Origin of the sequence: Microbacterium tenebrionis, assembly GCF_020682665.1 — a bacterium.
GTDB lineage: Bacteria > Actinomycetota > Actinomycetes > Actinomycetales > Microbacteriaceae > Microbacterium > Microbacterium tenebrionis.
Genome location: NZ_JAGTTM010000003.1, coordinates 82457 through 107538 on the forward strand (window position 1 = coordinate 82457; position 25082 = coordinate 107538).

At 69.0% G+C, this 25082-nt stretch carries 29 protein-coding genes; 22 read left to right on the forward strand and 7 right to left on the reverse strand.

Features of this window, described 5'->3' with window-relative positions; genetic code table 11:
• Positions 1-6 precede the first annotated feature (6 nt).
• Together qcrC and ctaE are read right to left on the reverse strand one after the other, a co-directional pair.
• Positions 7-813: a cytochrome bc1 complex diheme cytochrome c subunit gene (gene qcrC / locus KEC56_RS09500; protein WP_175988091.1), complete on the reverse strand. Its 807-nt coding sequence runs from the start codon at positions 811-813 to the stop codon at positions 7-9.
• 20 nt (positions 814-833) lie between these two features.
• Entirely contained in the window at positions 834-1526 is a 693-nt protein-coding gene (gene ctaE, locus KEC56_RS09505) for an aa3-type cytochrome oxidase subunit III (RefSeq protein ID WP_175988093.1), read from the reverse strand.
• A 142-nt stretch (positions 1527-1668) separates the two neighbouring features.
• Between ctaE and trpD the strand changes: the two genes are divergently transcribed.
• From trpD to KEC56_RS09525, 4 genes are read left to right on the forward strand one after another with little or no spacing between them, the layout of a single operon-like run.
• Positions 1669-2733 carry an anthranilate phosphoribosyltransferase gene (gene trpD, locus KEC56_RS09510; protein ID WP_227530777.1) on the forward strand — a complete coding sequence of 355 codons (1065 nt, stop codon included), beginning with the start codon at positions 1669-1671 and terminating at the stop codon, positions 2731-2733.
• Position 2734: 1 nt separating this feature from the next.
• A complete protein-coding gene (locus KEC56_RS09515) occupies positions 2735-3721 on the forward strand; it encodes a PHP domain-containing protein (RefSeq protein WP_227530778.1) in 987 nt (328 codons plus the stop codon).
• Positions 3718-4506, forward strand: a complete 789-nt coding sequence (locus KEC56_RS09520; protein ID WP_227530779.1) for an MFS transporter — start codon at positions 3718-3720, stop codon at positions 4504-4506. The genes KEC56_RS09515 and KEC56_RS09520 overlap by 4 nt, the downstream gene beginning before the upstream one ends.
• Complete coding sequence (locus KEC56_RS09525; RefSeq protein WP_227530780.1) at positions 4466-4702, forward strand: hypothetical protein; 237 nt, start codon at positions 4466-4468, stop codon at positions 4700-4702. Before KEC56_RS09520 ends, KEC56_RS09525 begins: the two co-directional genes overlap by 41 nt.
• Before the next feature lie 4 nt (positions 4703-4706).
• Here KEC56_RS09525 and KEC56_RS09530 read toward each other — a convergent pair whose 3' ends face one another.
• Genes KEC56_RS09530 through KEC56_RS09540 form a run of 3 tightly spaced genes read right to left on the reverse strand, consistent with a single transcriptional unit; the run spans position 4707 to position 7023 of the window.
• Positions 4707-5636 (reverse strand): 5'-3' exonuclease, encoded by a 930-nt coding sequence (locus tag KEC56_RS09530; protein ID WP_227530781.1) that lies wholly within the window; start codon positions 5634-5636, stop codon positions 4707-4709.
• A gap of 26 nt (positions 5637-5662) precedes the next feature.
• The gene (locus tag KEC56_RS09535; RefSeq protein ID WP_227530782.1) at positions 5663-6490 is read right to left on the reverse strand and encodes a hypothetical protein; all 828 of its coding nucleotides are present in this window, start codon (positions 6488-6490) and stop codon (positions 5663-5665) included.
• On the reverse strand, positions 6484-7023 hold the full coding sequence (locus tag KEC56_RS09540; RefSeq protein WP_227530783.1) for a hypothetical protein: 540 nt from the start codon (positions 7021-7023) through the stop codon (positions 6484-6486). The genes KEC56_RS09535 and KEC56_RS09540 overlap by 7 nt, the downstream gene beginning before the upstream one ends.
• A 211-nt stretch (positions 7024-7234) precedes the next feature.
• On the opposite strand from KEC56_RS09540, the gene rpsA reads away from it, so the two are divergent.
• The 10 genes from rpsA (at position 7235) to KEC56_RS14040 (ending at position 17307) form a co-directional block, all read left to right on the forward strand.
• Positions 7235-8698 carry a 30S ribosomal protein S1 gene (gene rpsA, locus KEC56_RS09545; RefSeq protein WP_175988107.1) on the forward strand — a complete coding sequence of 488 codons (1464 nt, stop codon included), beginning with the start codon at positions 7235-7237 and terminating at the stop codon, positions 8696-8698.
• A 141-nt stretch (positions 8699-8839) separates the two neighbouring features.
• On the forward strand, positions 8840-9694 hold the full coding sequence (locus KEC56_RS09550) for an ABC transporter ATP-binding protein (RefSeq protein ID WP_175988108.1): 855 nt from the start codon (positions 8840-8842) through the stop codon (positions 9692-9694).
• The gene (locus KEC56_RS09555; RefSeq protein WP_227530784.1) at positions 9691-10716 is read left to right on the forward strand and encodes an aliphatic sulfonate ABC transporter substrate-binding protein; all 1026 of its coding nucleotides are present in this window, start codon (positions 9691-9693) and stop codon (positions 10714-10716) included. Before KEC56_RS09550 ends, KEC56_RS09555 begins: the two co-directional genes overlap by 4 nt.
• Positions 10716-11564: an ABC transporter permease gene (locus tag KEC56_RS09560; RefSeq protein ID WP_227530785.1), complete on the forward strand. Its 849-nt coding sequence runs from the start codon at positions 10716-10718 to the stop codon at positions 11562-11564. Before KEC56_RS09555 ends, KEC56_RS09560 begins: the two co-directional genes overlap by 1 nt.
• Entirely contained in the window at positions 11555-13582 is a 2028-nt protein-coding gene (gene acs, locus KEC56_RS09565; protein WP_227530786.1) for an acetate--CoA ligase, read from the forward strand. The genes KEC56_RS09560 and acs overlap by 10 nt, the downstream gene beginning before the upstream one ends.
• Before the next feature lie 7 nt (positions 13583-13589).
• Positions 13590-14894 (forward strand): O-acetylhomoserine aminocarboxypropyltransferase/cysteine synthase family protein, encoded by a 1305-nt coding sequence (locus KEC56_RS09570; RefSeq protein WP_227530787.1) that lies wholly within the window; start codon positions 13590-13592, stop codon positions 14892-14894.
• On the forward strand, positions 14891-15454 hold the full coding sequence (locus KEC56_RS09575; protein WP_175988581.1) for a CoA-binding protein: 564 nt from the start codon (positions 14891-14893) through the stop codon (positions 15452-15454). Before KEC56_RS09570 ends, KEC56_RS09575 begins: the two co-directional genes overlap by 4 nt.
• A gap of 30 nt (positions 15455-15484) precedes the next feature.
• A complete protein-coding gene (coaE, locus tag KEC56_RS09580) occupies positions 15485-16084 on the forward strand; it encodes a dephospho-CoA kinase (RefSeq protein ID WP_175988583.1) in 600 nt (199 codons plus the stop codon).
• The gene (locus KEC56_RS14035) at positions 16081-16494 is read left to right on the forward strand and encodes an MFS transporter (RefSeq protein WP_308013011.1); all 414 of its coding nucleotides are present in this window, start codon (positions 16081-16083) and stop codon (positions 16492-16494) included. The genes coaE and KEC56_RS14035 overlap by 4 nt, the downstream gene beginning before the upstream one ends.
• A 219-nt stretch (positions 16495-16713) precedes the next feature.
• A complete protein-coding gene (locus KEC56_RS14040; protein WP_308013012.1) occupies positions 16714-17307 on the forward strand; it encodes an MFS transporter in 594 nt (197 codons plus the stop codon).
• Here the strand turns inward: KEC56_RS14040 and KEC56_RS09590 are convergent.
• On the reverse strand, positions 17261-17896 hold the full coding sequence (locus KEC56_RS09590) for a DUF4126 domain-containing protein (RefSeq protein ID WP_227530788.1): 636 nt from the start codon (positions 17894-17896) through the stop codon (positions 17261-17263). The genes KEC56_RS14040 and KEC56_RS09590 overlap by 47 nt on opposite strands.
• Before the next feature lie 53 nt (positions 17897-17949).
• On the opposite strand from KEC56_RS09590, the gene uvrB reads away from it, so the two are divergent.
• Positions 17950-20025, forward strand: a complete 2076-nt coding sequence (uvrB, locus tag KEC56_RS09595) for an excinuclease ABC subunit UvrB (protein WP_175988588.1) — start codon at positions 17950-17952, stop codon at positions 20023-20025.
• Between the two features lie 17 nt (positions 20026-20042).
• Positions 20043-20369, forward strand: a complete 327-nt coding sequence (locus KEC56_RS09600; RefSeq protein ID WP_227530789.1) for a TfoX/Sxy family protein — start codon at positions 20043-20045, stop codon at positions 20367-20369.
• Positions 20370-20379: 10 nt separating this feature from the next.
• Here KEC56_RS09600 and KEC56_RS09605 read toward each other — a convergent pair whose 3' ends face one another.
• Positions 20380-20625 (reverse strand): hypothetical protein, encoded by a 246-nt coding sequence (locus tag KEC56_RS09605; protein ID WP_175988592.1) that lies wholly within the window; start codon positions 20623-20625, stop codon positions 20380-20382.
• Positions 20626-20688: 63 nt separating this feature from the next.
• Here KEC56_RS09605 and KEC56_RS09610 point away from each other — a divergent pair, with 63 nt between their 5' ends.
• The 6 genes from KEC56_RS09610 to KEC56_RS09635 all read left to right on the forward strand — a co-directional run bounded on the left by KEC56_RS09610 (position 20689) and on the right by KEC56_RS09635 (position 25078).
• Positions 20689-21108 carry a MarR family winged helix-turn-helix transcriptional regulator gene (locus KEC56_RS09610; RefSeq protein ID WP_264675253.1) on the forward strand — a complete coding sequence of 140 codons (420 nt, stop codon included), beginning with the start codon at positions 20689-20691 and terminating at the stop codon, positions 21106-21108.
• Between the two features lie 65 nt (positions 21109-21173).
• The gene (locus KEC56_RS14045; protein ID WP_227530791.1) at positions 21174-21860 is read left to right on the forward strand and encodes a DUF4129 domain-containing protein; all 687 of its coding nucleotides are present in this window, start codon (positions 21174-21176) and stop codon (positions 21858-21860) included.
• Positions 21857-22327, forward strand: coding sequence for a hypothetical protein (locus KEC56_RS09620; protein WP_227530792.1), 471 nt, complete (start codon positions 21857-21859; stop codon positions 22325-22327). Before KEC56_RS14045 ends, KEC56_RS09620 begins: the two co-directional genes overlap by 4 nt.
• Positions 22324-23289, forward strand: a complete 966-nt coding sequence (locus KEC56_RS09625) for an AAA family ATPase (protein ID WP_227530793.1) — start codon at positions 22324-22326, stop codon at positions 23287-23289. The genes KEC56_RS09620 and KEC56_RS09625 overlap by 4 nt, the downstream gene beginning before the upstream one ends.
• The gene (locus KEC56_RS09630) at positions 23286-24560 is read left to right on the forward strand and encodes a DUF58 domain-containing protein (RefSeq protein WP_227530794.1); all 1275 of its coding nucleotides are present in this window, start codon (positions 23286-23288) and stop codon (positions 24558-24560) included. Before KEC56_RS09625 ends, KEC56_RS09630 begins: the two co-directional genes overlap by 4 nt.
• Complete coding sequence (locus KEC56_RS09635) at positions 24557-25078, forward strand: hypothetical protein (RefSeq protein ID WP_227530795.1); 522 nt, start codon at positions 24557-24559, stop codon at positions 25076-25078. Before KEC56_RS09630 ends, KEC56_RS09635 begins: the two co-directional genes overlap by 4 nt.
• Positions 25079-25082 lie beyond the last annotated feature (4 nt).

Sequence of the window (25082 nt, forward strand, 5' to 3'; positions counted from 1 at the left end):
TATGCGTCAGTTGGACTTCGCCGTGATCCACACCGTCGCGCCGACGAGGGCGCCGATGCCGAAGATCCAGACGAACAGGCCCTCGGAGACCGGTCCGAGCGAGCCCAGCGTGAACCCGCCGACCTGGACTTCCTGCTGCTGGAAGATCAGAGCGGCGATGATGTCGCGCTTGTCCTCGTCCGACAGGTTCATGTCGCCGAAGACGGGCATGTTCTGCGGGCCGGTGACCATGGCCGCGTAGATGTGCAGGGGGCTGGTGCTCGTGAGCGGCGGGGCGTACTTGCCCTCGGTGAGCGCACCACCGGCGGCGGCGACGTTGTGGCACATCGCGCAGTTGATGCGGAACAGCTCGGCGCCGTGGGCGATATCCGCATCCTTGCCGTCGAGCACCCAGTCCTCGGGGTACGTGGGGCCGGGCGCGACGGACTGCACGTACGAGGCCATGGCCTCGATCTGGTCCTGGGTGAACTGCACCGGCTTCTGCGGGGCCTGCGGACCCTGCATCTGCAGCGGCATGCGTCCGGTCGCGACCTGGAACTCGACAGCCAGCTCGCCGACGCCGTACAGGCTCGGGCCGCTCTCGGTGCCCTGCAGGTCGAGGCCGTGGCAGGTGGCGCAGTTGGCCTGGAACAGCTTCTCGCCGTCGTCGACCGTCAGCTGGGTGCTCGCCGACGTCGGGGTCTCGCTGGCTGCCATCGCCGCCGACGCACCGGCGTAGATGCCTCCGGTGATCAGGAGTCCCGCACCGATGAGCGCCGCAGCGGCCAGGGGGCTACGGCGTCCGTTCGAGCGACGCTTCTTCTCTCGTGCCATTTCGCAGGTCAGCTCCGCTCTTATTTCAGGAAGTAGATGACGAAGAACAGCACGATCCAGACGACATCGACGAAGTGCCAGTAGTACGACACGACGATCGAGGAGGTCGCCTCCTTGTGTGCGAAGTTCTTGACCGCGAACGCGCGCCCGATGACGAGCAGGAACGCGATGAGTCCGCCGGTGACGTGGAGGGCGTGGAAGCCCGTGGTCAGGTAGAAGGCCGAGGCGTAGGCGTCAGCCTGGATCGGCATGCCCTCGGCGACCAGCTGGGCGTACTCCCAGACCTGGCCGGAGACGAAGATCGCGCCGAGCGCGAAGGTGACCCAGAACCACTCGACCATTCCCCAGCCGAAGAGGCGACGGCGTCCTGCGCCGTTGAGCTGCCCCTTCTTGATGCGGTAGGCCTGCAGGTCCTCGGCCGCGAAGACGCCCATCTGGCACGTCACAGACGAGAACACCAGGATCGCGGTGTTGACGGCGGCGAACGGAACGTTCAGCAGCTCCGTGCGATGCGCCCACAGTTCGGGCGAGGTGCTGCGCAGGGTGAAGTAGATCGCGAACAGACCCGCGAAGAACATCACCTCGCTGCCGAGCCACACGATGGTGCCGACAGCTACCGGATTCGGGCGCTTGATCGTTCTTGCCGCCGGGGCATAGGTCGCTGAGGTGGTCACCTCTCCATTATGGCCGATCCGCGAGCGTGATTCTTGCATCCCCGGTCCTCGTTTCCATGTTCAGGGACTTAGGGGACCCTAAGAGAACACTGCGAATCCGCGGTGAATTCAACGGAATCCGCCGATGGCGCAACGACGGGACGCGGATGAGGAATTCATTCGCGCCGATAGGATCGCACACATGGCTGATTCCCTGACCTGGCCCGATGTCCTCACGACGCTCCTGGAGCGTCGCGATCTGAGTGTCTGGGAGTCGACGTGGGCGATGCGTCAGGTGATGCAGGGCAAGGTCTCGGACGCCCAGTTGGCCGGGTTCCTCGTCGCGCTGCGCGCCAAGGGGGAGACGATCGACGAGATCGTGGGATTCCGCGACGCGATCCTGGAGGCGGCCGTCCCGCTTCCCGTCACGCCGAACGTCCTCGACATCGTCGGGACGGGCGGCGATCGATTCGGGACGGTCAACGTCTCGACCACCGCCGCCATCATCATCGGCGCGACCGGAATCCCCGTCGTCAAGCACGGCAACCGTGCCGCGAGCTCCGCATCCGGCTCGTCCGACGTGCTCGGCGCTCTCGGACTCCAGCTCTCGATCTCGCCCGACGACGTCGCCGCCGTGCTGGACCGCACCGGCATCACGTTCGCCTGGGCCGCCGCGTTCCACCCAGGATTCAAGAACGCAGGCGCCGCGCGCAGCGAACTCGGCGTGCCCACCGTGTTCAACATGCTCGGCCCGTTGTGCAACCCCGCTCGCGCGGAGGCCAACGCGGTCGGCGTCGCCCAGATGGAGCGGGTTCCCCTGATCACGGGCGTGTTCCGCACCCGCGGTGCGACCGCGCTCGTCTTCCGCGGTGACGACGGGCTCGACGAGCTGACCACGACAGGTCACAGCCGCATCTGGGAGGTCTCCCGCGGAGACATCCACGAGCACGACCTCGATCCTCGTGATCTCGGCATCCCGACGGCGGACATCGCCGACCTCATCGGCGGGTCGCCGGCGCACAACGCCGGCATCCTGCGCGACACGCTGGCCGGCACCAAGGGTCCGGTCCGCGACATCGTGCTCCTCAACGCCGCGGCCGGCATCGTCGCGTTCGAGCTCTCGCAGGATGCGACGCAGGCGACGCTGCCGATCGTCGAGCGCCTGCGCGAGGCCTATGCGCGTGCCGAAGCGGCCATCGACGACGGCAGCGCGACGGCGAAGCTCGACGCGTGGGTCGCAGCCACACGCGAACTCGCCCAGGGCTGAGATGGATCCCGTCGACGCGCTGCTCGAGATCGCCTCCCTCCTCGAGCGCGAGCGGGCGTCACGGTACCGCGCGAAGGCGTTCCGCCAGGCGGCTGCGACCCTGCGCGAGCTCCCGGCCGAGATCATCGAGGACCCGACACGCCTGCGCGCGGCGAAGGGCATCGGCGAGTCGACGTTCGCCGTGATCCGCCAGGCCCAAGTGGGGGAGGTGCCCGATTACCTCGCGGATCTTCGGGGCCAGGTGGCGCCGGAGAAGACGACGGTGCTGCGCACGAAGCTGCGCGGCGATCTGCACGCACACACCGACTGGTCGGACGGCACGACGCCGATCGCCGTCATGGCGGACGCCGCCCGCGCCCTCGGCCACGAGTACCTGGCGATCACCGACCACTCGCCGCGGCTCCGCGTCGCCCGAGGGCTGTCGGCCGAGCGTCTGCGCGAGCAGATGCCGCTGGTGCGCGCGGAGTCGACGGATGCGTTCAGAATGCTGACCGGCATCGAGGTCGACATCCTCGAGGACGGCGCACTGGACCAGGAGCGGGAACTCCTCGACGAGGTCGACATCGTCGTGGCATCCGTGCACTCCAGACTCCGCATGGAATCGCGCGAGATGACCCGGCGGATGCTCACGGCTGTCGCGCACCCGCACGTGAACGTGCTGGGGCACTGCACCGGCAGGCTCGTGCAGGGCGAGCGGGGGACCCGGCCGCAGTCCGTCTTCGACGCGCGAGCGGTGTTCGACGCGTGCGCCGAGAACGGTGTCGCGGTCGAGATCAACTCGCGACCCGAACGGCAGGATCCGCCGGACGATCTGATCGCGATCGCGATGGATGCGGGATGCCTGTTCTCCATCGACTCGGATGCGCACGCGCCCGGCCAGCTCTCTCTGCTCGATCACGGCGCCGAACGAGCAGAAAAGGCGGGCGTTCCCGCAGAGCGCATCGTCACGACCTGGGGCCTGGACCGGCTGATGGCCTGGGCGGAATGATCAGACGATCCGCTCCGTGGCTGGTGCTCGTCGGCATCCTCGTCGCGGCTCTCAGCCTTCGCGCGCCGATCATCGCGCTCACGCCGGTCCTGCCCGAGATCATGGCCGACCTCGGCATCGGCTCCGCGTCGGCGGGACTGCTGACCACCGCGCCGGTGGTGATGTTCGCACTGATGACGCCGCTCGCGGCGCTCGTGATCCGCCGCGCCGGCCCCGAGCTCGCGCTGCTGATCGCGCTCGGCGGCGTCATGATCGGCACGCTGGTGCGCGCGCTCCCCGGATTCGGATCCATGCTCACCGGAATGGTCATCATGGGCGCGACGATCACGGTCGGAAACGTCGTGATCCCGGTGATCATCCGTCGCGACCTCCCGCCCGAGCGCACAGCCGTGGCGACCGCCGCGTACACGGCGACGCTGAACGTCGGCTCGCTCCTGACCGCTCTGGCGACCGTTCCTCTGGCGGAGGCGACGGGCTGGTCGGCGGCGCTGCTGATCTGGGGTGCGTTCACCGTGATCGGTCTCGCGCTGTGGATCGTGCACATCGCCCGGACACGTTCCTGGCGTTCCGCCGAGCGCTCATCGGGGGAGGCCTCGGAGATCCGCGCGACACGATCCGAAGGGGCGAGCATCACCGGGCCGCTGCCGATCTTCGTCGACAACCATGGTCGTCGGGATGCTGATCGCCCCGGAATTCGCCGGCGTCTGGGCCTCATTCGGCGCGATCACGCACTCGAGCGGATTCGTGCTGATCCTCACCGGCCTCGTGCGGGTCTCGCGGTCTGATGCCGAGGCCGCGACGATGTCGGCCGTGGTGCAGGGTGGCGGATACCTGTTCGCCGCCCTCGGCGCGCCGATGATGGGTGCGCTGCGGGAGACGAGCGGAGGATGGCAGCTGCCGCTGCTCGTGGTCGTGGGCATCGTGCTCGTCTACACCGCCTCGCTCGTGTCGGCGATGCTCACGGTGTTCCGTCGGCGCTGAGCACCTATCCGACGGGGCGGTCGAGCGCCGCGATCGCGCGCTGCATGGAGCTGCCGAGGTTCCACTGAGCGGCGAGCTCCTCGGCCGACGCGGTCTGGGGGGCGTCGAGGGCGCGGACCGGGGTTGCGGGAACCGCGATGTCGAGGCCCCGCGCGACCTCGACGACGGTCGGTGCGACATCGAGGTAGTCGGATGCCGCGATGACCTTCGCCTGCACACCTGCGCTCATGCCTTCGCCGGCGACCGCGGCGGCACGGATGCCGGCGAGATCGCCGTGGTCCTTGAGGAGCGCTGCTGCTGTCTTCTCGCCGACGCCGGCGACTCCGGGCAGGCCGTCCGAGGCGTCGCCGCGCATGGTCGCGAAGTCCGCGTACTGCGAGGGGAGGACGCCGTACTTCGCGACGACGGTGGCGTCGGTGACGATCTCGAGGTTGCTCATGCCGCGCGCGGTGTAGACGACGCGGATGCCGCGGTCGTCGTCGACGAGCTGGAACAGGTCGCGGTCGCCGGTGACGATGTCGACGGGGATGGTGGATCGCGTCGCGAGTGTACCGATGACATCATCGGCCTCGTGGGCGGCGACTCCGATGATCGGGATGCCGAGGGCGGTGAGCGTCTGGCGGATCAGAGGGATCTGGGCCTCGAGCGGATCGGGCACCTCTTCGACGTCCGGTCCTGCGGCGCCGACTTCGACGACGCGGTGCGTCTTGTAGCTGGGGATGAGGTCGACGCGCCAGTGCGGACGCCAGTCGTCGTCCCAGCAGGCGACGATGTGCGTGGGCTCGTAGAGCGTGACGAGCTTCGCGATGATGTCGAGCAGACCACGCGCCGCGTTCACCGATGTGCCGTCCGGTGCTTTCACCTTGTCCGGTACACCGTAGAACGCGCGGAAGTACAGGGATGCGGTGTCCAGCAGCATCAGCTTGTCGCTCATGCGTTCAGCATGTCACAGGGGAACGGTCAGCATCCGGGGGAGCTCGGCGCCTGTTCGCAGGTGTAAGCGACGAGCGCGGTGTGCGCCTCGAAGATGCGGATCTCCTGCGGAGCGCCTGCCGAGGTGACCTCGCCGGCGATCGGGAACCAGCCGACGCCCAGATCGATCTTGGCGGTGTAGCGGACGTCGACCTGCGCGGTGTATGTGCCGCGTTCGGCATAGGTGTGGCTCGTGTCGGTCGGGGTGAACTGCGCCTGGCCGAGGGCCTCCCATGTCTCGCCGCCCGTGGTCGTGGTCGCTGTGGACCCGTCGCCGAACGCGAAGTCGAACGCGGAAGGGGTGAAGCGGACAGCGAGGGGGAATCCGAAGAGTTCGCCGTCGACGGTGTGCACGGATGCGTCGGCGACGAAGTTCGTCGGAAGGCCGGCGACGCCGACGTTGTCGGGCTCGCCGGTGATGACGGAGCCGTCCGGAGCGAAGCGGGCGAGGTCGGTGATCGTGATCGGCGGGATGCCGGCTTCCTCGTCCTGCTCCTCATCGGGTTCCTCGCCGTCTTCGCCGGGGAGGAAGCAGGGGCGGCCGGAGTCCCACGCGTCCAGGCACAGCGTGAACTCGTCGGGGACGGGTGGGGCAGGGGACCAGTCGATGATGATCTGCTGCCAGTCGTCCCGGGAGATGGGGAAGATGCCCGGGTCGGGGGAGGTGGTCTGGGTTCCGTCAAGGATGATGCTGTCACCGGGATTTGCGACTTCAGGGCAGTAGCCGAGTGCCTGCAGAGTTGCGAGGTCGCACGCGGGGAGCCCCGCGTTCGCCGACCCCGTGAGGATGCCGGCCAAGATCACGAGTGCTAACACACTGAGTCCTCGCTTGGTGTTGATTGAGCGATCAGCAATTGTTCGGAGTCGCCTTGAAACTCAACGCGGACCTGTCCTCGGTCTGGCCTCTGAGCGGGAGTTACATCGACGCCGCTGTCGTCGTAAACACGTGAACCTGAAATGTCCACGCATACATCTGCGACTATCGTCCCAATTGGCCCAGACACTTGTGCCTCACGTTCATTAAACTCGGCGATCGTACTGGGGCCGACGATGCGAAGCCCCTGTTCCTTGAGCCCACGCTGTGCTTCCATGTCTGCCTCGAGCGCAGCGCCAGCCAGAAACTTGTCTGGATCCGCGTTGATATCTCCGTCCGAGCGCAGGGCGGCCGCGGCCAGGTAAGCGTCATACACCTCCTCGGCGGCTGCGAACGCCTCCTCTTCGCTGGCGAACGCGGCGGTCGGCGTGGGCGTCGGCTCGGGCGCAGGCGTGCACGCGCTCAGCGTCGCTCCGGCCAGCATCAGCAGCGCCAGCATCCGGAACCGGTTCGTCGTCGATCGGAGCACCATCACCCGATCACGGTAGCCCGAACCCGCCGCATCCCGCCGTACTTATCCACAGCACACCGATGGCGCCATCTCTGATACTCTGAAGTGTCACTCGTGGCGCGTACACGCGCGCCCGGGTGTCACAAATCAAATCCAACTGCCTTTCCAGCGCTGATCACGCGTGCGTGAGTGCTGAACAGGCCTGAGTATCCACCCAACAAGGACAACCCACTACATGACTACCGCAACGACCGCCCCGGCCACCAAGCAGGTCGCCATCAACGACATCGGATCTGCTGAGGACTTCCTGGCCGCGGTCGAGAAGACTCTGAAGTTCTTCAACGACGGCGACATCATCGAAGGCACGATCGTCAAGATCGACCGCGATGAGGTTCTGCTCGACGTCGGCTACAAGACCGAGGGTGTCATCCCCTCCCGCGAACTTTCCATCAAGCACGACGTCGACCCCAACGAGGTCGTCAAGGTCGGCGACGAGGTCGAGGCCCTGGTTCTCCAGAAGGAGGACAAGGAAGGCCGTCTGATCCTCTCCAAGAAGCGTGCGCAGTACGAGCGCGCCTGGGGCGACGTCGAGAAGATCAAGGAGAACGACGGCGTCGTCACCGGCACCGTCATCGAGGTCGTCAAGGGCGGTCTCATCGTCGACATCGGCCTCCGTGGCTTCCTGCCCGCGTCGCTCATCGAGCTGCGTCGCGTCCGCGACCTGACCCCCTACCTGGGCCAGGAGATCGAGGCGAAGATCCTCGAGCTGGACAAGAACCGCAACAACGTCGTCCTCAGCCGCCGCGCTCTGCTCGAGCAGACGCAGTCCGAGTCGCGCACGACGTTCCTCAACAACCTGCACAAGGGCCAGGTCCGCAAGGGCGTCGTCTCGTCGATCGTCAACTTCGGTGCGTTCGTCGACCTCGGCGGCGTCGACGGTCTCGTCCACGTCTCCGAGCTGTCCTGGAAGCACATCGAGCACGCCTCCGAGGTCGTCGAGGTGGGCCAGGAGGTCACCGTCGAGATCCTGGAGGTCGACCTCGACCGCGAGCGCGTCTCGCTGTCGCTCAAGGCGACGCAGGAGGACCCGTGGCAGGTCTTCGCCCGCACCCACGCGATCGGCCAGATCGCTGCGGGCAAGGTCACCAAGCTCGTTCCGTTCGGTGCGTTCGTCCGCGTCGCAGACGGCATCGAGGGCCTCGTGCACATCTCCGAGCTCTCCAGCAAGCACGTCGAGCTGGCTGAGCAGGTCGTCTCCGTCGCCGAAGAGGTCTTCGTCAAGGTCATCGACATCGACCTCGAGCGTCGCCGCATCTCGCTGTCGCTCAAGCAGGCCAACGAGTCGGTCGACCCCAACGGCACCGAGTTCGACCCGGCCCTGTACGGCATGCTCGCCGAGTACGACGAGAACGGCGAGTACAAGTACCCCGAGGGCTTCGACCCCGAGACGGGTGCCTGGAAGGAAGGCTTCGACGCTCAGCGCGAGGCATGGGAGCAGGAGTACGCTGCGGCCCAGGCTCGCTGGGAGGCTCACAAGGCAGCCGTCGTCAAGGCCGCCGAGGCCGAGGCTGCCGCGGGCGACGACTTCGGCGCAGCCGCGGGTCAGTCGTTCACGAGCGACTCCGCCGGCGCCGGCACGCTCGCCGATGACGAGGCTCTCGCGGCTCTCCGCGAGAAGCTCTCGGGCGGCAACGCGTAAGCACGTCCCACTGGAACGGGCCGTCACCCTTCGGGGTGGCGGCCCGTTCCGCGTCTGCGCGGCAGCGCTCCCCAGTCTCGGTTGTGACGCAACGTTACGCGCCGACTCGTAACATGGCGGAGGGTTCGCGACGATGGGGGAATGAGCTCCGCACTCCTTCCTCCGCGCACGGAGAACGCCGCCCCCTCGGGCGCCGCGACCGCCGTGCGTCTGGACGGCGTGCGACGCAGCTTCGTCGTCGCCGAGGGGCAGCGCCCCGTTCTGCGCGACCTCGACATCGAGCTCGGTGCCGGTGAGATCGTCGCGGTCGTCGGCCCGTCCGGATGCGGCAAGTCGACGCTCCTGCGCCTGATCGCCGGCCTCGACACCCCGACCGGCGGCATCATCTCGATCGATGGAACCGGCGTCGCCGACACCGACGAGCGCACGGCCGTCGCCTTCCAGGAACCGCGGCTGCTGCCGTGGCGCACCCTCGCGCAGAACGTCGAGCTCGGGCTTCCCCGCTCGCTGAAGGGCCGCTCCGCGCGCAAGGAGCGCGTCGCCGAGCTCCTCCGCCTCGTCGGGCTCGAGCACGCCGCGGACCAGCGACCCCGCGAGGTGTCCGGCGGCATGGCGCAGCGGGCGTCCCTCGCCCGGGCCCTCGCCCGCAATCCCAGCGTCCTGCTGCTCGACGAGCCCTTCGGCGCGCTCGACGCCCTGACCCGGCTACGGATGCAGGACCTCCTGCTCGACATCCACGCCGCCGAGCCGACGACCATCCTCCTCGTCACCCACGACGTCGAAGAGGCCCTCTACCTCGCGGACCGCGTGCTGCTGCTGCGCGCGCTGACCGCAGACCCCGACCCGGATGCCGCCTCGATCGCCAGAACAATCGATGTGCCTGGCATCCGCCCGCGGGACCGCGCCGATCGCGGCCTCGCGGACCTGCGCGCCGAACTCCTCGAGGGGCTCGGCGTCGACACCCACCACCACAACACCAATCTGGAGCCCCGATGAGCATCATCTCGCGCCGAATCGTCCCTGCGACCGCGATCGCCGGTGCGATGATGCTCATGGCAGCCGGCTGCGTCGCCGGTGAGAACGCCGACGCCGCTCCCGTCGAGGGCTCCGACTGGTCCGCGAGCACCGTCACGGTCGACTGGGCCACGTACAACCCGCTGAGCCTTGTCATCAAGGACCAGGGCATCCTCGAGGACATCCTCGGCGACGATGTCACCGTCGAATGGGTGCAGTCCGCCGGCTCCAACAAGGCCAACGAGCTGCTGCGCTCTGGTTCCGTCGACGTCGGATCGACCGCCGGCTCCGCGGCGCTCCTCGCCCGCGCCAACGGCTCGCCCATCAAGGTCATCGACATCTACTCGCAGCCGGAGTGGTCGGCGATCGTCACAGGACCGGACAGCGACATCACGTCCGTCGAGGACCTCGCCGGCACATCGGTCGCCGCCACCAAGGGCACCGACCCGTACTTCTTCCTGCTGCAGGCGCTCGAGACCGCGGGCCTGAGCGTCGACGACATCGAGGTGCAGAACCTCCAGCACGCCGACGGACGCGCGGCCCTCGACGGCGGTTCCGTCGACGCGTGGGCGGGCCTGGACCCGATCATGGCGGCCGCCGAGGTCGAGTCCGGTGACAAGCTCATCTACCGCAACGTCGACTTCAACACCTACGGCTTCCTCAACGCCACCGAGGACTTCATCGACAACCACGCCGACCTGGCACAGGCCGTCGTCGACGCCTACGAGCAGGCCCGCGAGTGGGCGCTCGAGAACCCCGAGGAGACGGCGCAGCTGCTCGCCGACGCCGCCGGAATCGACCTCGACGTGGCCACCACGGTGATCGAGGAGCGCTCCAACCTCGACGTCAGTGGCGTCCCCGGCGACGACCAGCTCGCCGTCCTGGAGAAGATCGCCCCCGTGCTCGCCGACTCCGGCGACGTCCAGGGCGGTCAGGATGCCGTCGACAAGGCGCTCTCCGAGATCATCCACCCCGACTTCGCTCAGAAGGCCGTCGAAGGCTGATGAGCGACATCGCCGAAGCCGTGGCGCTCGAGGGCTCCCGGCGGGCCCTCGAGCAGTCGGCCGGTTCCGGACGCAGCGCAGGGCGGAATCTCTGGAACCGCCCTGGTGCCCGTCTCCTCGGCGGTCTCCTGCTCCCGGTCGTCATCCTCGCCGCATGGCAGATCGCGACGACGTCGGGGCTCGTCCCGACGTACCGGCTGCCGACCCCGGCATCCGTCTTCACCGCCGGCGTCGAACTCGCCGAACGCGGACAGCTCTGGACGCACATCGCCATCTCGGTGCAGCGCGTCCTGCTCGGGTTCGCGATCGGCTCGCTGATCGGACTCGCCGTCGCCGCGGTCGTCGGGCTGTCGAGGCTCGGCGACGTGCTGCTGAGCCCGACGCTCGCAGCCCTGCGCGCCGTCCCATCGCTCGCCTGGGTGCCGCTGCTGATCCTGTGGATGCAGATCGGCGAGGAGTCGAAGGTCACGCTGATCGCGATCGGTGCGTTCTTCCCCGTGTACACGACGGTCGCCGACGCGCTGCGGCACGTCGATCCGCACCTCGTCGAGGCCGGACGCTCGTTCAGCCTGCGCGGCTGGTCACTGTTCCGCACGGTCCAGCTGCCCGCCGTCGTTCCCTCGGTCATGTCGGGCCTGCGGCTCGCGCTCGCACAGTCGTGGCTGTTCCTCGTCGCCGCCGAGCTCATCGCGTCCTCGATGGGCCTCGGGTTCCTGCTCGACGACTCGCAGAACAACGGCCGGGTCGACCGCATCCTGCTTGCGATCGTGCTGCTCGCGCTGCTCGGCACGATCACCAACGCGATCCTCGGCTTCGTGGAAAGGCACCTGCTCAAGCGATGGACCTGATCGACCAGACGACGACACCGGCCGCCGAAGTCCGCCTGATCGAGAACCGCGTCTACCCGCCGTCGCCCGCATTCCGTGCGCAGGCGAACGTCACAGAGGAGATCTACGCCCAGGCGGATGCCGACCCGATCGCCTTCTGGGAGGATGCAGCTCGGCGCCTGGATTGGGCGACGCCCTGGCGCACCGCGCTCGCCTGGGAGCCGCCGATCGACGGCGCGATCCCGGCGGCACGCTGGTTCGACGGCGGCACGCTGAACGTCGCCTACAACTGCGTCGACCGGCACGTCGAGGCCGGCCGCGGCGACAATGTGGCGCTGCACTTCGAGGGGGAGCCCGGCGACCGCACCGCGGTCACCTACGCCGACCTGCAACGGCGCGTCTCGCAGGCCGCGAACGCCTTGACCGCCCTCGGGATCGTCCCCGGCGACCGCGTCGTCGTCTACCTGCCGGTGCTCATCGAGACCGTCGTCATCGCGCTCGCGTGCGCGCGCATCGGCGCCGTGCACTCGCTCGTGTTCGGCGGATTCTCGGCCGAGGCCGTCAGATTCCGGCTCGCCGACACCGGCGCGAAGCTCCTCGTCACGAGCGACGGACAGCACCGCCGGGGCACGGCCGTCGAGGTCAAGACCGCCGCCGACGCCGCCGCCGCAGACCTGCCCGACCTCGAGCACGTGCTCGTCGTCCGCCGCACCGGTCAGGACGTGCCCTGGACCGAGGGCCGCGACGTGTGGTGGCACGATGTCGTCGACACAGCCCCCGAGACGCACGAGGCGCAGCCGTTCGATGCGGAGCATCCGCTCTTCATCATCTACACGTCCGGAACCACGGGGAAGCCGAAGGGTCTCGTGCACACCTCCGGCGGCTATCTCGCGCACGCGAGCTGGGCGCACTGGGCGCACTTCGACGCCAAGCCCGACGACGTGCACTGGTGCACGGCCGACCTCGCCTGGGTCACGGCGCACACCTATGAGATCTACGGTCCGCTCTCGAACGGCCTCACCCAGGTCATCTACGAGGGCACGCCCGACAGCCCGCACCGCGAGCGGCACCTCGAGATCATCGAGCGCTACGGCGTGACGGTCTACTACACGGCGCCCACTCTCATCCGCACGTTCATGACCTGGTTCGGCGATGAGCTGCCGGCGGGGCACGACCTCTCCAGCATCCGCCTGCTCGGCACCGTCGGCGAGGCGATCAACCCCGAGGCGTGGGTGTGGTTCCGCCGCACGTTCGGCCGCGACGAGCTGCCGATCGTCGACACATGGTGGCAGTCCGAGACGGGAGCGGCCATGATCGTTCCCCTTCCGGGTGTCACGACCCTGAAACCGGGCTCGGCATCCGTGCCTCTGCCGGGGATCGACGCCGCCGTGGTCGACGAGAACGGCGACGAGGTCGCAGCCGGCCGCTCAGGAATCCTCGTCGTGCGCCGCCCGTGGCCGGGCATGGCGCGCACCGTGTGGGGCAACCCCGAGCGGTACCGCGACTCGTACTGGTCGGACTATGCGGGGCACGGCGCCTACGGCGGGTACTACGTCGCCGGTGACGGCGCCACCCGCGACGAGGACGGATACATCCGGATCCTCGGCCGACTCGACGACGTCGTGAACGTCTCCGGGCACCGGCTGTCGACGATCGAGATCGAATCCGCCCTGGTCGCCGATCCGTCCGTGGGGGAGGCGGGGACTGCCGGCGTCACGGACGCCGTGACCGGCCAGGCGCTGGTCGCCTTCGTGATGCCTTCCGGCAACGCGGAGGTGACGGCATCCGCGCTGCGCGACCGCGTCGCGCGCGAGATCGGCCCGGTCGCCAAGCCGCGCCACATCGTCGTCGTCCCCGATCTGCCCAAGACCCGTTCGGGCAAGATCATGCGCCGCCTCCTCGCCCAGCTGTGGGAGGCTGAACAGGATCGCCGCGCCGGACGCGAACCGGAAGCCCTGGGCGACACCACCTCCCTGCAGAACCCGGATGCCGTCAGCGGCGTCGCCGCGGCGCTGAGAGCCTACGAGAATCACGGTTGAGGAAGTCATGACGGAAGAACACCGCTTCGGGTTCCGCACCCGCGCGCTCCACGCCGGGGGAACACCGGATGCCGCGACCGGCGCGCGCGCCGTGCCGATCTACCAGACCACGTCGTTCGTCTTCGACGACGCGAAGGATGCCGGCAACCTGTTCGCCCTGCAGAAGTACGGCAACATCTACTCCCGCATCGGCAACCCGACCGTCGCAGCCCTCGAGGAGCGGCTCGCATCGCTCGAGGGCGGCATCGGCGCCGTGGCGACGGCATCCGGCATGAGCGCGGAGTTCATCACATTCGCGGCCCTCGTGGGCGCCGGCGATCACGTCGTGGCATCCGCTCAGCTCTACGGCGGCACCGTCACACAGCTGGATGTCACGCTCCGCCGCTTCGGCGTCGAGACCACCTTCGTGCCGTCGACGGACCCAGCCGACTACGCGGCGGCGATCAAACCCTCGACCAAGGTCGTCTACGTCGAGATGATCGGCAACCCCTCGGGCGAGATCGCCGACATCGAAGGCCTCGCCGAGGTCGCGCATGCGGCCGGTGTGCCGCTCGTCGTCGACGCGACCCTCGCGACTCCGTACCTCGCGCGCCCGCTCGAGCACGGCGCCGACATCGTCATCCACTCCGTCACGAAGTTCCTCGGCGGGCACGGCACGACGCTCGGCGGCATCGTGATCGAGAAGGGCACGTTCGACTGGGGCAACGGCAAGTTCCCGCAGATGACCGAGCCGGTCGAGTCGTACGGCGGCATCAAGTGGTGGGACAACTTCGGCGAGTACGGGTTCCTCACCAAGCTCCGTTCCGAACAGCTGCGCGACATCGGCCCGGCGCTCAGCCCGCAGTCGGCATTCAACCTGCTGCAGGGCATCGAGACGCTGCCGCAGCGGATCGACGCGCACCTCGCGAACGCCCGCATCGTCGCCGAGTGGCTCGACTCCGACCCCCGCATCTCGTACGTGACCTGGTCGGGACTCGAATCGCACCCGCATCACGAGCGCGCGGCGAAGTATCTGCCGCTCGGGCCGGGATCCGTCTTCGCGTTCGGGGTCGCCGCTGAGGACGGCCGTGCCGCGGGCGAGACCCTGATCGAGAACCTGCAGCTCGCTTCGCATCTGGCGAACATCGGCGACGCCCGCACGCTCGTCATCCATCCGGCATCCACGACGCACCGCCAGCTGACCGCCGATCAGCTCGTGGCGGCCGGCGCGCCTGCCGACCTCATCCGCATCTCGGTCGGACTCGAAGACCCCGACGACATCATCTGGGACCTCGACCAGGCCCTCACCGCAGCGACGGGAGCGAACCGATGACTGGCGACACCTGCGAGTTCACACCGCCGGTTGCGGCATCCTGCGAACTGCCCCCCGCACCGGTCGCCGGCGGGGAACGGCGCTGGGCGAGCCCCAGCCAGCAGGAGCGGTTCGCCCTGCTGCGGCGCTCGCGCTCCGTCGCGATCGTCGGCGCGTCGAGCAACCCGGCCCGCGCGTCGTACTTCGTCGGCACCTATCTGCAGTCCAGCTCGCCGTACGACGTGTACTTCGTGAATCCGATGGCCGATGAGATCCTCGGCCAGCCCGCCTACAAATCCATCGCCGACCTGCCGGTCGTGCCCGACATCGTGGACGTCTTCCGCAAGGACGCCGATCTGCCCGGCGTCGCGCAGGAAGCGGTGGATGCCGGTGCGAAGGCGTTGTGGCTGCAGCTCGGATCGTGGAACGAGGAGGCCGCCGCCATCGCCGAGGGCGCAGGTCTCTCGGTCGTCATGGACCGGTGCATCAAGATCGAGCACGCTCGCTTCCACGGCGGATTGCACCTGGCCGGCTTCGACACCGGGGTGATCAGCTCGAAGCGGCAGCTGCTCGCGCGTTGAGCCGAGCGGGTCGCGTGCCAGGATGGACGCATGCCTCTCATCGCCCTGACCGGCGGCATCGCCTCCGGAAAGTCCACGATCGCCCGTCGGCTGGCGGAGCACGGGGCAGTGGTCGTCGACGCGGATCAGATCGTCCGCGATGTGCAGGCCCCGGGGTCGCCCGTCCTCGACGCGATTGCCACCGCTTTCGGGGATGACGTGATCGCCTCGGACGGCTCGCTCGATCGAGCCGCGCTCGGCGCGCGCGTGTTCGGCGATGCCGAGGCGCTGAAGCGGCTGAACGCGATCGTCCACCCCGCCGTACGGGCCGAGTCGGCACGCCGGTTCACCGCGGCCTTCGCGGCGGATGCCGACGCCGTCGTGGTCTACGACGTACCGCTGCTCGTCGAGGCCAGAGTCGACGACCCGTGGGATCGCATCGTTGTCGCCCACGCGCCCGCGGACGAGCGACTGCGCCGTCTCATCGAGATCCGCGGAATGGAGCCCGGGGCCGCGCAGGACCGGATCGACGCTCAGGTCCCTGACCACGAGCGTCTCGAGATCGCGGACATCGTGATCGACACGTCCGGAACCCTCGAGGAGACCGTCGCGCAGACGGATGCCATCTGGAAGCAGCTCACGGGCGAGTGAGTGCGCCGGAATTCTCGGGCCTCGTCCCGGGAACACGTTCGTACCGACGACTCATCGCCGGGCTGTTCTTCGCCGGCGTCGCGACGTTCGCGCAGCTGTACTCGCTGCAAGCCCTGCTGCCCGAAATGAGCACGGATCTCGGCGTCCCGCCGGCGACCGCGGCGCTGAGTGTGTCGGCGGCCACCTTCGGCATCGCCGTCGCGGTGGTGCCCTGGTCGATGGTCGCGGATCGGATCGGCCGGATCCCGGCGATGGCGATCGGGATCATCACGGCGACCGCGTTCGGCATTGCGGCGCCGTTCAGCGGCGGGATCGAGATGGTGCTGGCGCTCCGCCTCGCGGAGGGACTCGCGCTCGGCGCCGTTCCAGCCGTCGCGCTCGCCTACCTCAGCGAAGAGGTGCACATCTGATACGTCGCCGCCGCAGCCGGCAGTTACACCGCCGGTACCACCGTCGGCGGACTCTCAGGCCGCCTGATCGCCGGTCCGCTCGGCGAGGCGCTCGACTGGCGGATCGGCGCGGGAACCGTCACGGTGCTCTGTGCGATCGCCGCAGCGGCGTTCCTGTGGCTGGTTCCACGCGCGCGTCGCTTCATCCCGGGAAGACGTCGCGCAGACGCAGGACCCGGGATGCTGACGCGCCTGGCCCGAGCGCTGCGCGCACCGCAGCTGCTGGCGCTCTACGCGCAGGGATTCCTGCTCATGGGCGCCTTCGTCGCCGTGTACAACTACCTCGGCTTCCACCTGATCTCGCCGCCCTTCCTCCTGCCGGCGTGGTTGGTGACGCTGCTCTTCCTCGCCTATCTCGCCGGCACCGTGTCCTCGTCGTGGGCGGGGTCGCTGGCATCCCGATTCGGCCGCCGCCGCGTGCTGCTCGCCGCGATCGGCGTCTTCGGCGCCGGTGCAGGCCTGATGCTGGTGCCGCAGCCGATCGTGATCCTGGTCGGACTCGTGATCTTCACGGGCGGTTTCTTCGGTGCGCACGCGATCGCATCGAGCTGGGCGCCTGCGCTCGCTGACGTCGACAGCCGGGCACAGGCGCCGTCGCTGTACTACTTCGCGTACTACGCCGGGTCGAGCCTGTTCGGATGGGCGCTCGGCATCGTGTTCGGCGGCGTCGGGTGGAACGTGTTCATCCTCGCCGTACTCGCCATGGCCGCGTCGTCGGCGGTCATCGCTACGACGACGCTGCGCCCGGAGGCTCGTGCCGCGGGATCTCGCTGACGACCACATCGCCGCGCGTTCTCCGGCGCCGCCGGAACAGCATGATCACAGCGACGATCAGTCCGATCAGGAGGAGTCCCGCCAGCACGGGGACGATGATCGCGAGTGCTGCGAGCAGGAACGACGCGCCGTCTTCGGCGGTGCTCAGAACCGGTGCGGCCAGGCCAGCCGTGACGGTGTTCGCGGCTAGGCGCCCGGTGGCCTTCGTGACATGCACGACGAGCGCGATGACGATTCCGGTCACGATCGGCACCCAGGTGTTCTGCGAGAAGAACGTCGATGGATTGTCGACAGCCACGGTCTCGGCGCTCGCGCCGGCGCCGAACACGATGCCGCCGGATGCCGGGCGCAGAACGCTCTGGATGACGTCGTTGATCGAGTCGAGCGCCGGGATCTTGTCGGCGACGATCTCCAGCGCGAGGAGAGCCCCCAGGATCCACAGCGCGATGTCGCTCCCGATCCACGACCAGCCGGCCGGCAGGTTCACGGCGGGCAGGAACCTGTCGGCCAGGCCCAGCAGGAACAGAGGCATCCAGGCGTTGAGCCCGGCGGATGCCGCGAGGCTGGTGCCGATCAGGAACTCGATCATGCCGCCACTCTAGATCCGGCCGCAGTGTCAGTGGGGGCGCATACGCTGGAGGAATGCAAACCACGCGCAGCGTCCGTCCCTTCGAGGTGGTCAGCGAGTACATGCCCGCGGGCGATCAGCCGCAGGCGATCGCCGAACTCGCAGCGCGCATCAACGCCGGCGAGACCGACGTCGTGCTGCTCGGCGCCACCGGTACCGGCAAGTCGGCGACGACGGCTTGGCTGATCGAGCAGGTGCAGCGCCCGACCCTCGTCATGGCGCACAACAAGACCCTCGCGGCCCAGCTCGCGAACGAGTTCCGCGAGCTCATGCCGAACAACGCGGTGGAGTACTTCGTCTCGTACTACGACTACTACCAGCCCGAGGCCTACGTCCCTCAGACGGACACCTTCATCGAGAAGGACTCGTCGATCAACGCCGAGGTCGAGCGCCTCCGGCACTCCACGACGAACTCGCTCCTGAGCCGCCGCGACGTCGTGGTCGTCTCGACGGTGTCGTGCATCTACGGGCTCGGCGCGCCCGAGGAGTATCTGCGGGCGATGGTCGCGCTGCAGGTGGGGGAGCGCTACGACCGCGATGCCCTCATCCGCCAGTTCATCGCGATGCAGTACAACCGCAATGACGTCGACTTCTCGCGCGGCAACTTCCGGGTGCGCGGCGACACGATCGAGATCATCCCCGTGTACGAGGAGCACGCGATCCGCATCGAGCTGTTCGGCGACGAGATCGAGGGTCTGTACTCTCTGCATCCGCTCACCGGCGAGGTCATCGAGCGGCTCGATGCCGTTCCCATCTTCCCCGCCTCGCATTACGTGGCGGGAACCGACGTCGTCCAGCGAGCGATCGGCACCATCGAGGTCGAACTCGCGGAGCGCCTGGCCGAGTTCGAGCGTCAGGGCAAGCTGCTCGAGGCTCAGCGCCTGCGCATGCGCACGACCTTCGACCTCGAGATGCTGCAGCAGCTCGGATTCTGCTCCGGCATCGAGAACTACTCGCGGCACCTGGACGGCCGTGAGCCGGGTCAGCCGCCGCACACGCTGCTCGACTTCTTCCCCGACGATTTCCTGCTCGTGATCGACGAGTCGCACGTGACCGTGCCGCAGATCGGCGCGATGTATGAGGGCGACGCCTCGCGCAAGCGCACGCTCGTCGACCACGGCTTCCGGCTGCCGAGTGCGATGGACAACCGGCCGCTCCGATTCGACGAGTTCAAGAACCGGATCGGCCAGACCGTCTACCTGTCGGCGACCCCGGGCAAGTACGAGATGGGGATCGCCGACGGCGTGGTCGAGCAGATCATCCGTCCGACCGGACTCGTCGATCCCGAGATCATCGTCAAGCCGTCGAAGGGGCAGATCGACGACCTGCTCGAAGAGATCCGGGTGCGCGTCGAGAAGGACGAGCGCGTGCTCGTCACGACGCTGACGAAGAAGATGGCCGAGGAGCTCACCGACTTCCTCGGAGAGCACGGCGTGCGCGTGCGGTACCTGCACTCCGACGTCGACACGCTGCGCCGCGTCGAGCTGCTCAGTGAGCTGCGGCAGGGTGTGTACGACGTCCTTGTCGGCATCAACCTCCTCCGTGAAGGCCTCGACCTGCCCGAGGTGTCGCTGGTCGCGATCCTGGATGCCGACAAGGAGGGCTTCCTGCGCTCCGGAACCTCGCTCATCCAGACGATCGGGCGGGCGGCCCGAAATGTGTCGGGGCAGGTGCACATGTACGCCGACAACATGACCGACTCGATGGCGAAGGCGATCGAGGAGACCGATCGCCGGCGTGAGAAGCAGATCGCGTACAACACGGAGCACGGCATCGATCCGCAGCCGCTGCGCAAGCGGATCGCCGACATCACCGACGTGCTCGCCCGCGAAGCCTCCGACACGCAGGACATGCTGCGCGGCAAGGGCAGGAACAAGTCCGGCAAGGGCAAGAGTCCGACGCCGCAGTTGCGCCGCGAGGGCCTGGCGGCCGAGGGCGCGCAGCAGCTCGAGTCGATGATCGAAGACCTGTCCACGCAGATGCTGGCAGCGGCGGCCGAGTTGAAGTTCGAGCTCGCCGGGCGCCTGCGCGACGAGGTTCAGGACCTCAAGAAAGAGCTGCGGGCCATGGAGCGCGCCGGTCATGCTTGAGCGTGGGATTCCCGACCATGGATGATGCCGGAACCGAGCTCGCCGACCGCGTTCGCGCGTTGCTGATGTCCGAACCCGGGCTCGAGGAGAAGCGCATGTTCGGCACCCGTGCCTTCCTCCTCGACGGCCGCATCCTCGTCGGAGCGCGCAAGCAAGGGGTGCTGCTCGTCCGCGTGACGGAGGAGAAGGGCTCGGCACTGCGCGCCGAGACGGGAGTCGCCATCGCCGTCATGGGCGCGAAGACGATGGGGCCGAGTTGGCTCGACGTGGCGCCGACCGCGATCGCGACCGATGAGGACCTCATGTTCTGGATCGACGCAGCCCGCGAGAGCGCCGCGGCCTGAGAGCGGTCGCTCAGACCGGGCAGTGCATGAGCGGTTTCGGACCGCTGCGATCGAACTCGTGCTCGGTCATCGGATGACCGCACAGCGGGCAGGCGCGCTCAGCGCGCTGCGTCGCGGTCGGCGGTGGGGTGGCTTCGTACGGGCCGACGGCGGCGGGTCCGGCCAGCTTGATGAGGTTCGTGTTGAGCCACTTGTACAGCCCGCCCGCCTCACGGATGCGTGTACGCAGGGGCACTCGGTCTGAGCTGTTCTCCATATCTCTTAGTGTACTAAGGATTAGGGGTCTATGTATAATCGAATCGTGAACGCCGTCGACGACATGCTCAAACTCGAGAACCAGCTGTGCTTCGCGCTGGTCACCGCCGCGCGCAATGTGGTCGCGATCTACCGCCCGATCCTCGAGCCGATCGGGCTGACGCATCCGCAGTACCTCGTCATGCTCGCGCTGTGGGAGAGGTCGCCCCGGTCGCTCGCCGACCTCGCCGCCGATCTGGCCCTCGACCCCGCAACGGTGTCACCGCTCGTCAAGCGCCTCGAGAAGGAAGGCCTCATCGCCCGCCAGCGCAGCAGCGCCGATGAGCGCCGTCTCGACATCGGGCTGACGGAGGAGGGCGCCCGGCTCCGTGAGCGCGCGCTCGATGTACCGCGCCAGGTGATGGCCGCGGTGCAGATGGACATCGACCAGATCACCGCTCTGCGCGACGGATTATCCCCATTCGCCGGCCGCACGGCACTGTGATCACCGCCGGCCCGTAGGCTGGCAGGCATGATGCCGCAGCTCCCGGACGCGCCAGGGAGCAGCAGGTGAGGCGGGCGGCGACCGCGATCGGGCTCGTTGGGCTGTTCGTGATCGTCATGCTCGCGTCATCCGTTCAGGGCATCCCGCGGATCACGCCGCCGGACTTCGCCCGGCCGGATACGCCGCCGCAGGAGCTTCCACAACCCAGCGGTTCGCCGACCGCCGGGCCACTGCCGGAGCCGGAATCCGACCTGCTCAACACGATCATCGGCGTCGTCTTCCTGCTCATCGCGGTCGCCGTCGGCGTCCTCCTCGTGATCCTCATCGTCCGTGCGCTCATGCGCGCGTGGCGCGACCGGCCACTGCGCCGCCGCGACGGCGGCGAGGTCGACACCGAGTCGACGGGCGAGGCGATCCTGCAGGAGCCCGATGCGGTCGCCCCGGCGATCCGCCGCGGTGTCGCCGGCGCGCTCCGATCCATCGCCGAGGGCGCTACGCCCACGGATGCGATCGTCGCCGCGTGGGTGGGTCTGGAGGAGAGCGCCAGCGACGCCGGGATCACCCGTGGCCGCAGCGAGACGCCGTCGGAATTCGCGATGCGCATCATCACCCGCCGCGCCGGGATCACCGAGGCGGCGACGTCGCTGCTGGCGCTGTACGAACGCGTCCGCTTCGGCGGCCACGAGGCCGACGAGCAGGACCGCGCCGCCGCTCACGCAGCCCTGACCACGATCGAGGAGGGCTGGCGATGACCCGCCGACGCATCATCCCGTCGATCTGCGCGGCAGTCGTGGCGGCGCTCGTGCTCCTGTTCGCGATCCGGGTCGAGCCCGCGTTCGCCGTCGCCTGGGCCGCCCTCGTCGGCGTGCTCTGGCTCTGCGCCGGGGTCGTCATTCCGCAGGATCCGCGCGCCGATGCCCCCGACATCCCCGCAGAGCCCGAGCGCCGGGGCACGGCGATCGCCCGCATGGCCTGGTCGCTCAACACCAGAACCGGTGAGGCGGGTGAACTGATCACGCGCCGTGTGCGCGGCATCCTGCGCCATCGGCTTCAGCGCGAGGGGCTGGACATCGACGACCAGGCGGATCGTGAGCGCATCGAGACGCGCATCGGCCCCGGTCTGTGGTCCCGGCTCACAGGACAGGGCACGAACCGCCAGGACATCGAGCGCGCGCTCGACGCCATCGACCGGCTCTCGCCGAGCAAGGAGAAGGAATGACCGACAGCATCTCGATCGCAGAAACCGGAGAACGGATCCTCGCCGCCGTGCGATCGGTCGTCGTCGGAATGGACGATCCGCTCGAGATCGCCCTCGCGACGATCCTCGCCGGCGGGCACGTGCTCTTCGAGGACGTGCCCGGGTTGGGGAAGACTCTCGCGGCGCGCAGCCTGGCGTCGGCCCTCGGGCTCGACTTCCGCAGGCTCCAGTGCACGCCCGACATGCTCCCCGGCGACGTCACCGGATCGTACGTCTACGCGCCCGACAGCGGCGAGTTCGTCTTCCGACCAGGGCCCGTCTTCACCGGGCTCCTCCTCGCCGACGAGATCAACCGCACGACGCCGAAGACGCAGTCCGCGATGCTCGAGGCGATGGCTGAGCGCCAGGTGACGGTCGAGGGCAACAGCTTCCCGCTCCCTGCGCCATTCCATGTCATCGCGACCTCCAACCCGATCGAGTACGAGGGCACGTACGCGCTGCCGGAGGCCCAGCTGGACCGGTTCATGGTGCGTTTGACGGTGGGATATCCGGAGCCGGCCGGCGAGACGCAGATCCTCCTGAACCGCGTCGCGCGTCAGCAGGAGGCCACGCACGTCGGGGCCGTGATCGACTCCGCGCGCCTGGCTGCGGTGCAGCAGACGGTCGAGGCGATCCATGTGCATCCCGACATCGCCCAGTACTGCGTCGACCTCACGCGCGCCACCCGTCACGCGCAGAACGTCGCGGTGGGCGCCTCGCCACGCGGCTCGCTCGGGCTCCTGCTCCTGGGGCGCGCGCTCGCCGCCCTCGACGGCAGGGAGTTCGTCCGCCCCGACGACATCAAGCGGATCGCCGTCCCCGTGCTCGCGCATCGGCTCACGCTCACGCCTCAGGCCTGGGCGCAGGGCGTGAGCGCCGAGCAGATCGTCGAGAACGTCGTCGGTCAGGTGCCCGTCCCGCCGACAGTCGGCGCGCCTGCATGAGCGGACCCCGAACCGTTCCGCCCCGCGGCGTCCGCTGGGCGCCGTCGGTCGTGATCGGGTTCTTGGGCGCGATCGCGCTGGCGGTCGCCGGACTGGTGTTCTCGCGCCCCGACGTCGCAGCGCTCGGACTCCCGCTCATCCTCGCGAGCGTCGCCGCGGCGTTCCGCAGGCAGGATGCCGATCCGCTCGAGATCCGGCTCGACGCCGTGGCCGGTTCCGACGACGACCTGCTCCGCACCGAGCTGCGCGCGACCGGGGGAGCGGAACTCGCCGAGGTCGTGCTCGTGCAGGCGGAGCGCCGGCGTCGGCGTCTGGTCGTGCCCGCCGACGGCACCGCCGTCGTCGCGTGCAGCCGTGCCCTGCACTCGGGGCCGGTCACGGCGGTCGCGGTGGCCGCGCGCGGAGTCTCGGGCGACGGGCAGCTCCTCGAGCCGGCGACCGCCGTCGTGACGCAGACCCGCAACGTCGCACCCCGTTCGACGACGCTGCAGGGGCTTCAGCTGTCGCCGCGGCTGACCGGCATGCACGGCAATCATGAGGGCCGGCGGCTCGGCCAGGGTGGCGACTTCCGCGATATCCACCCGTTCGTGCCGGGCGACGAGCTGCGCCGGGTCGACTGGCGCGCCACGGCGCGGATGGCGCGTCGCCCCGGCGACCTGCTCGTGCGACGCACCAACACGCTCAGCGACGCCACCAACGTCATCGCGATGGACACGGCGGACGACCTCGGCACCGTGGTGGCGACGTGGGGGAGCGGCGACCTCGTGCGCAGCGGTCCGACGTCGCTGGATCTGTCGCGCCAGGCGGCCTGCTCCATCGCCGCGGCCGCGGTCGGCTCAGGGGACCGCGTGGCGCTCCACGTCCTGACCCACGGCGGCCGTTCGGTGCGCAGCGGTGCCGGTGCGCGGCACCTCGCCCGGGTGGTGGCGGCGATCGCGGCGACCGGGCCGGCGGGCGAGGACGCGCGCTTCCGGCGTACGCCTCCCGTGCCGCACGGATCGGTGATCTTCGTGCTCTCGACGTTCTTCGACGGGGCGGCGTCCGACGTGTCGCTCATGTGGCGCGCGTCCGGACATCGCGTCGTCGCCGTGGACGTCCTCCCGGACCTGGACGTGGCGGGGCTGGGTCGCGAGCAGCGGATCGCGCTGCAGGTCGTGCTCGCCGAGCGCGACGACGTTCTGCACGACCTGCGCTTGTCAGGCGTCGACGTCGTGCCGTGGCGGGAGAACCCGGCAGGAGCACTGGTGGCTGCGGCGAGGGCGAGACGATGAGCGCGCGCGGAAGAGAGCTCGACGGGATCAGCATGCCCCCGGCGGTTCCCGGCGCCGTCCTGCACGTCCTGCTGCCGGTCGTGGCGGCGGCCGCCGCGCAGACGGGCGTCGACATCATCGGCTGGCGGATCGCGGTCCTCGTCTTCGCGGTTCTGGGGATGCTGTTCCCGCAGACCCTGGGCGGGTGGCTGTCGATAGGGTGCCTGGCCGTCGGGATGCTGCTGGGTGAGCCCGACGTCGCCGTCACGATGCTCATGGTGCTGTTCGTGCACCTCATGCACGTGCTCTCGGCGCTGCTGCCGGTCGTCCCGTGGCGGGGGAGGGTCGTCCTCTCCGCGCTTCGGCCGACGGTGAGGCGACTGCTGCTCGGACAGCTGATCATCCAGCCGGTCACGCTCGGGGTCGTGCTCGTGCAGCAGGCCGACGGGACGGTGATCGGCGGTGCGGTGCTGCTGGGAGCGGCGGCCGTCGTGGGCATCGTCGCCCTGTTCGCGCCCAGTGTCCGTGGCCGCTCGTAGACTT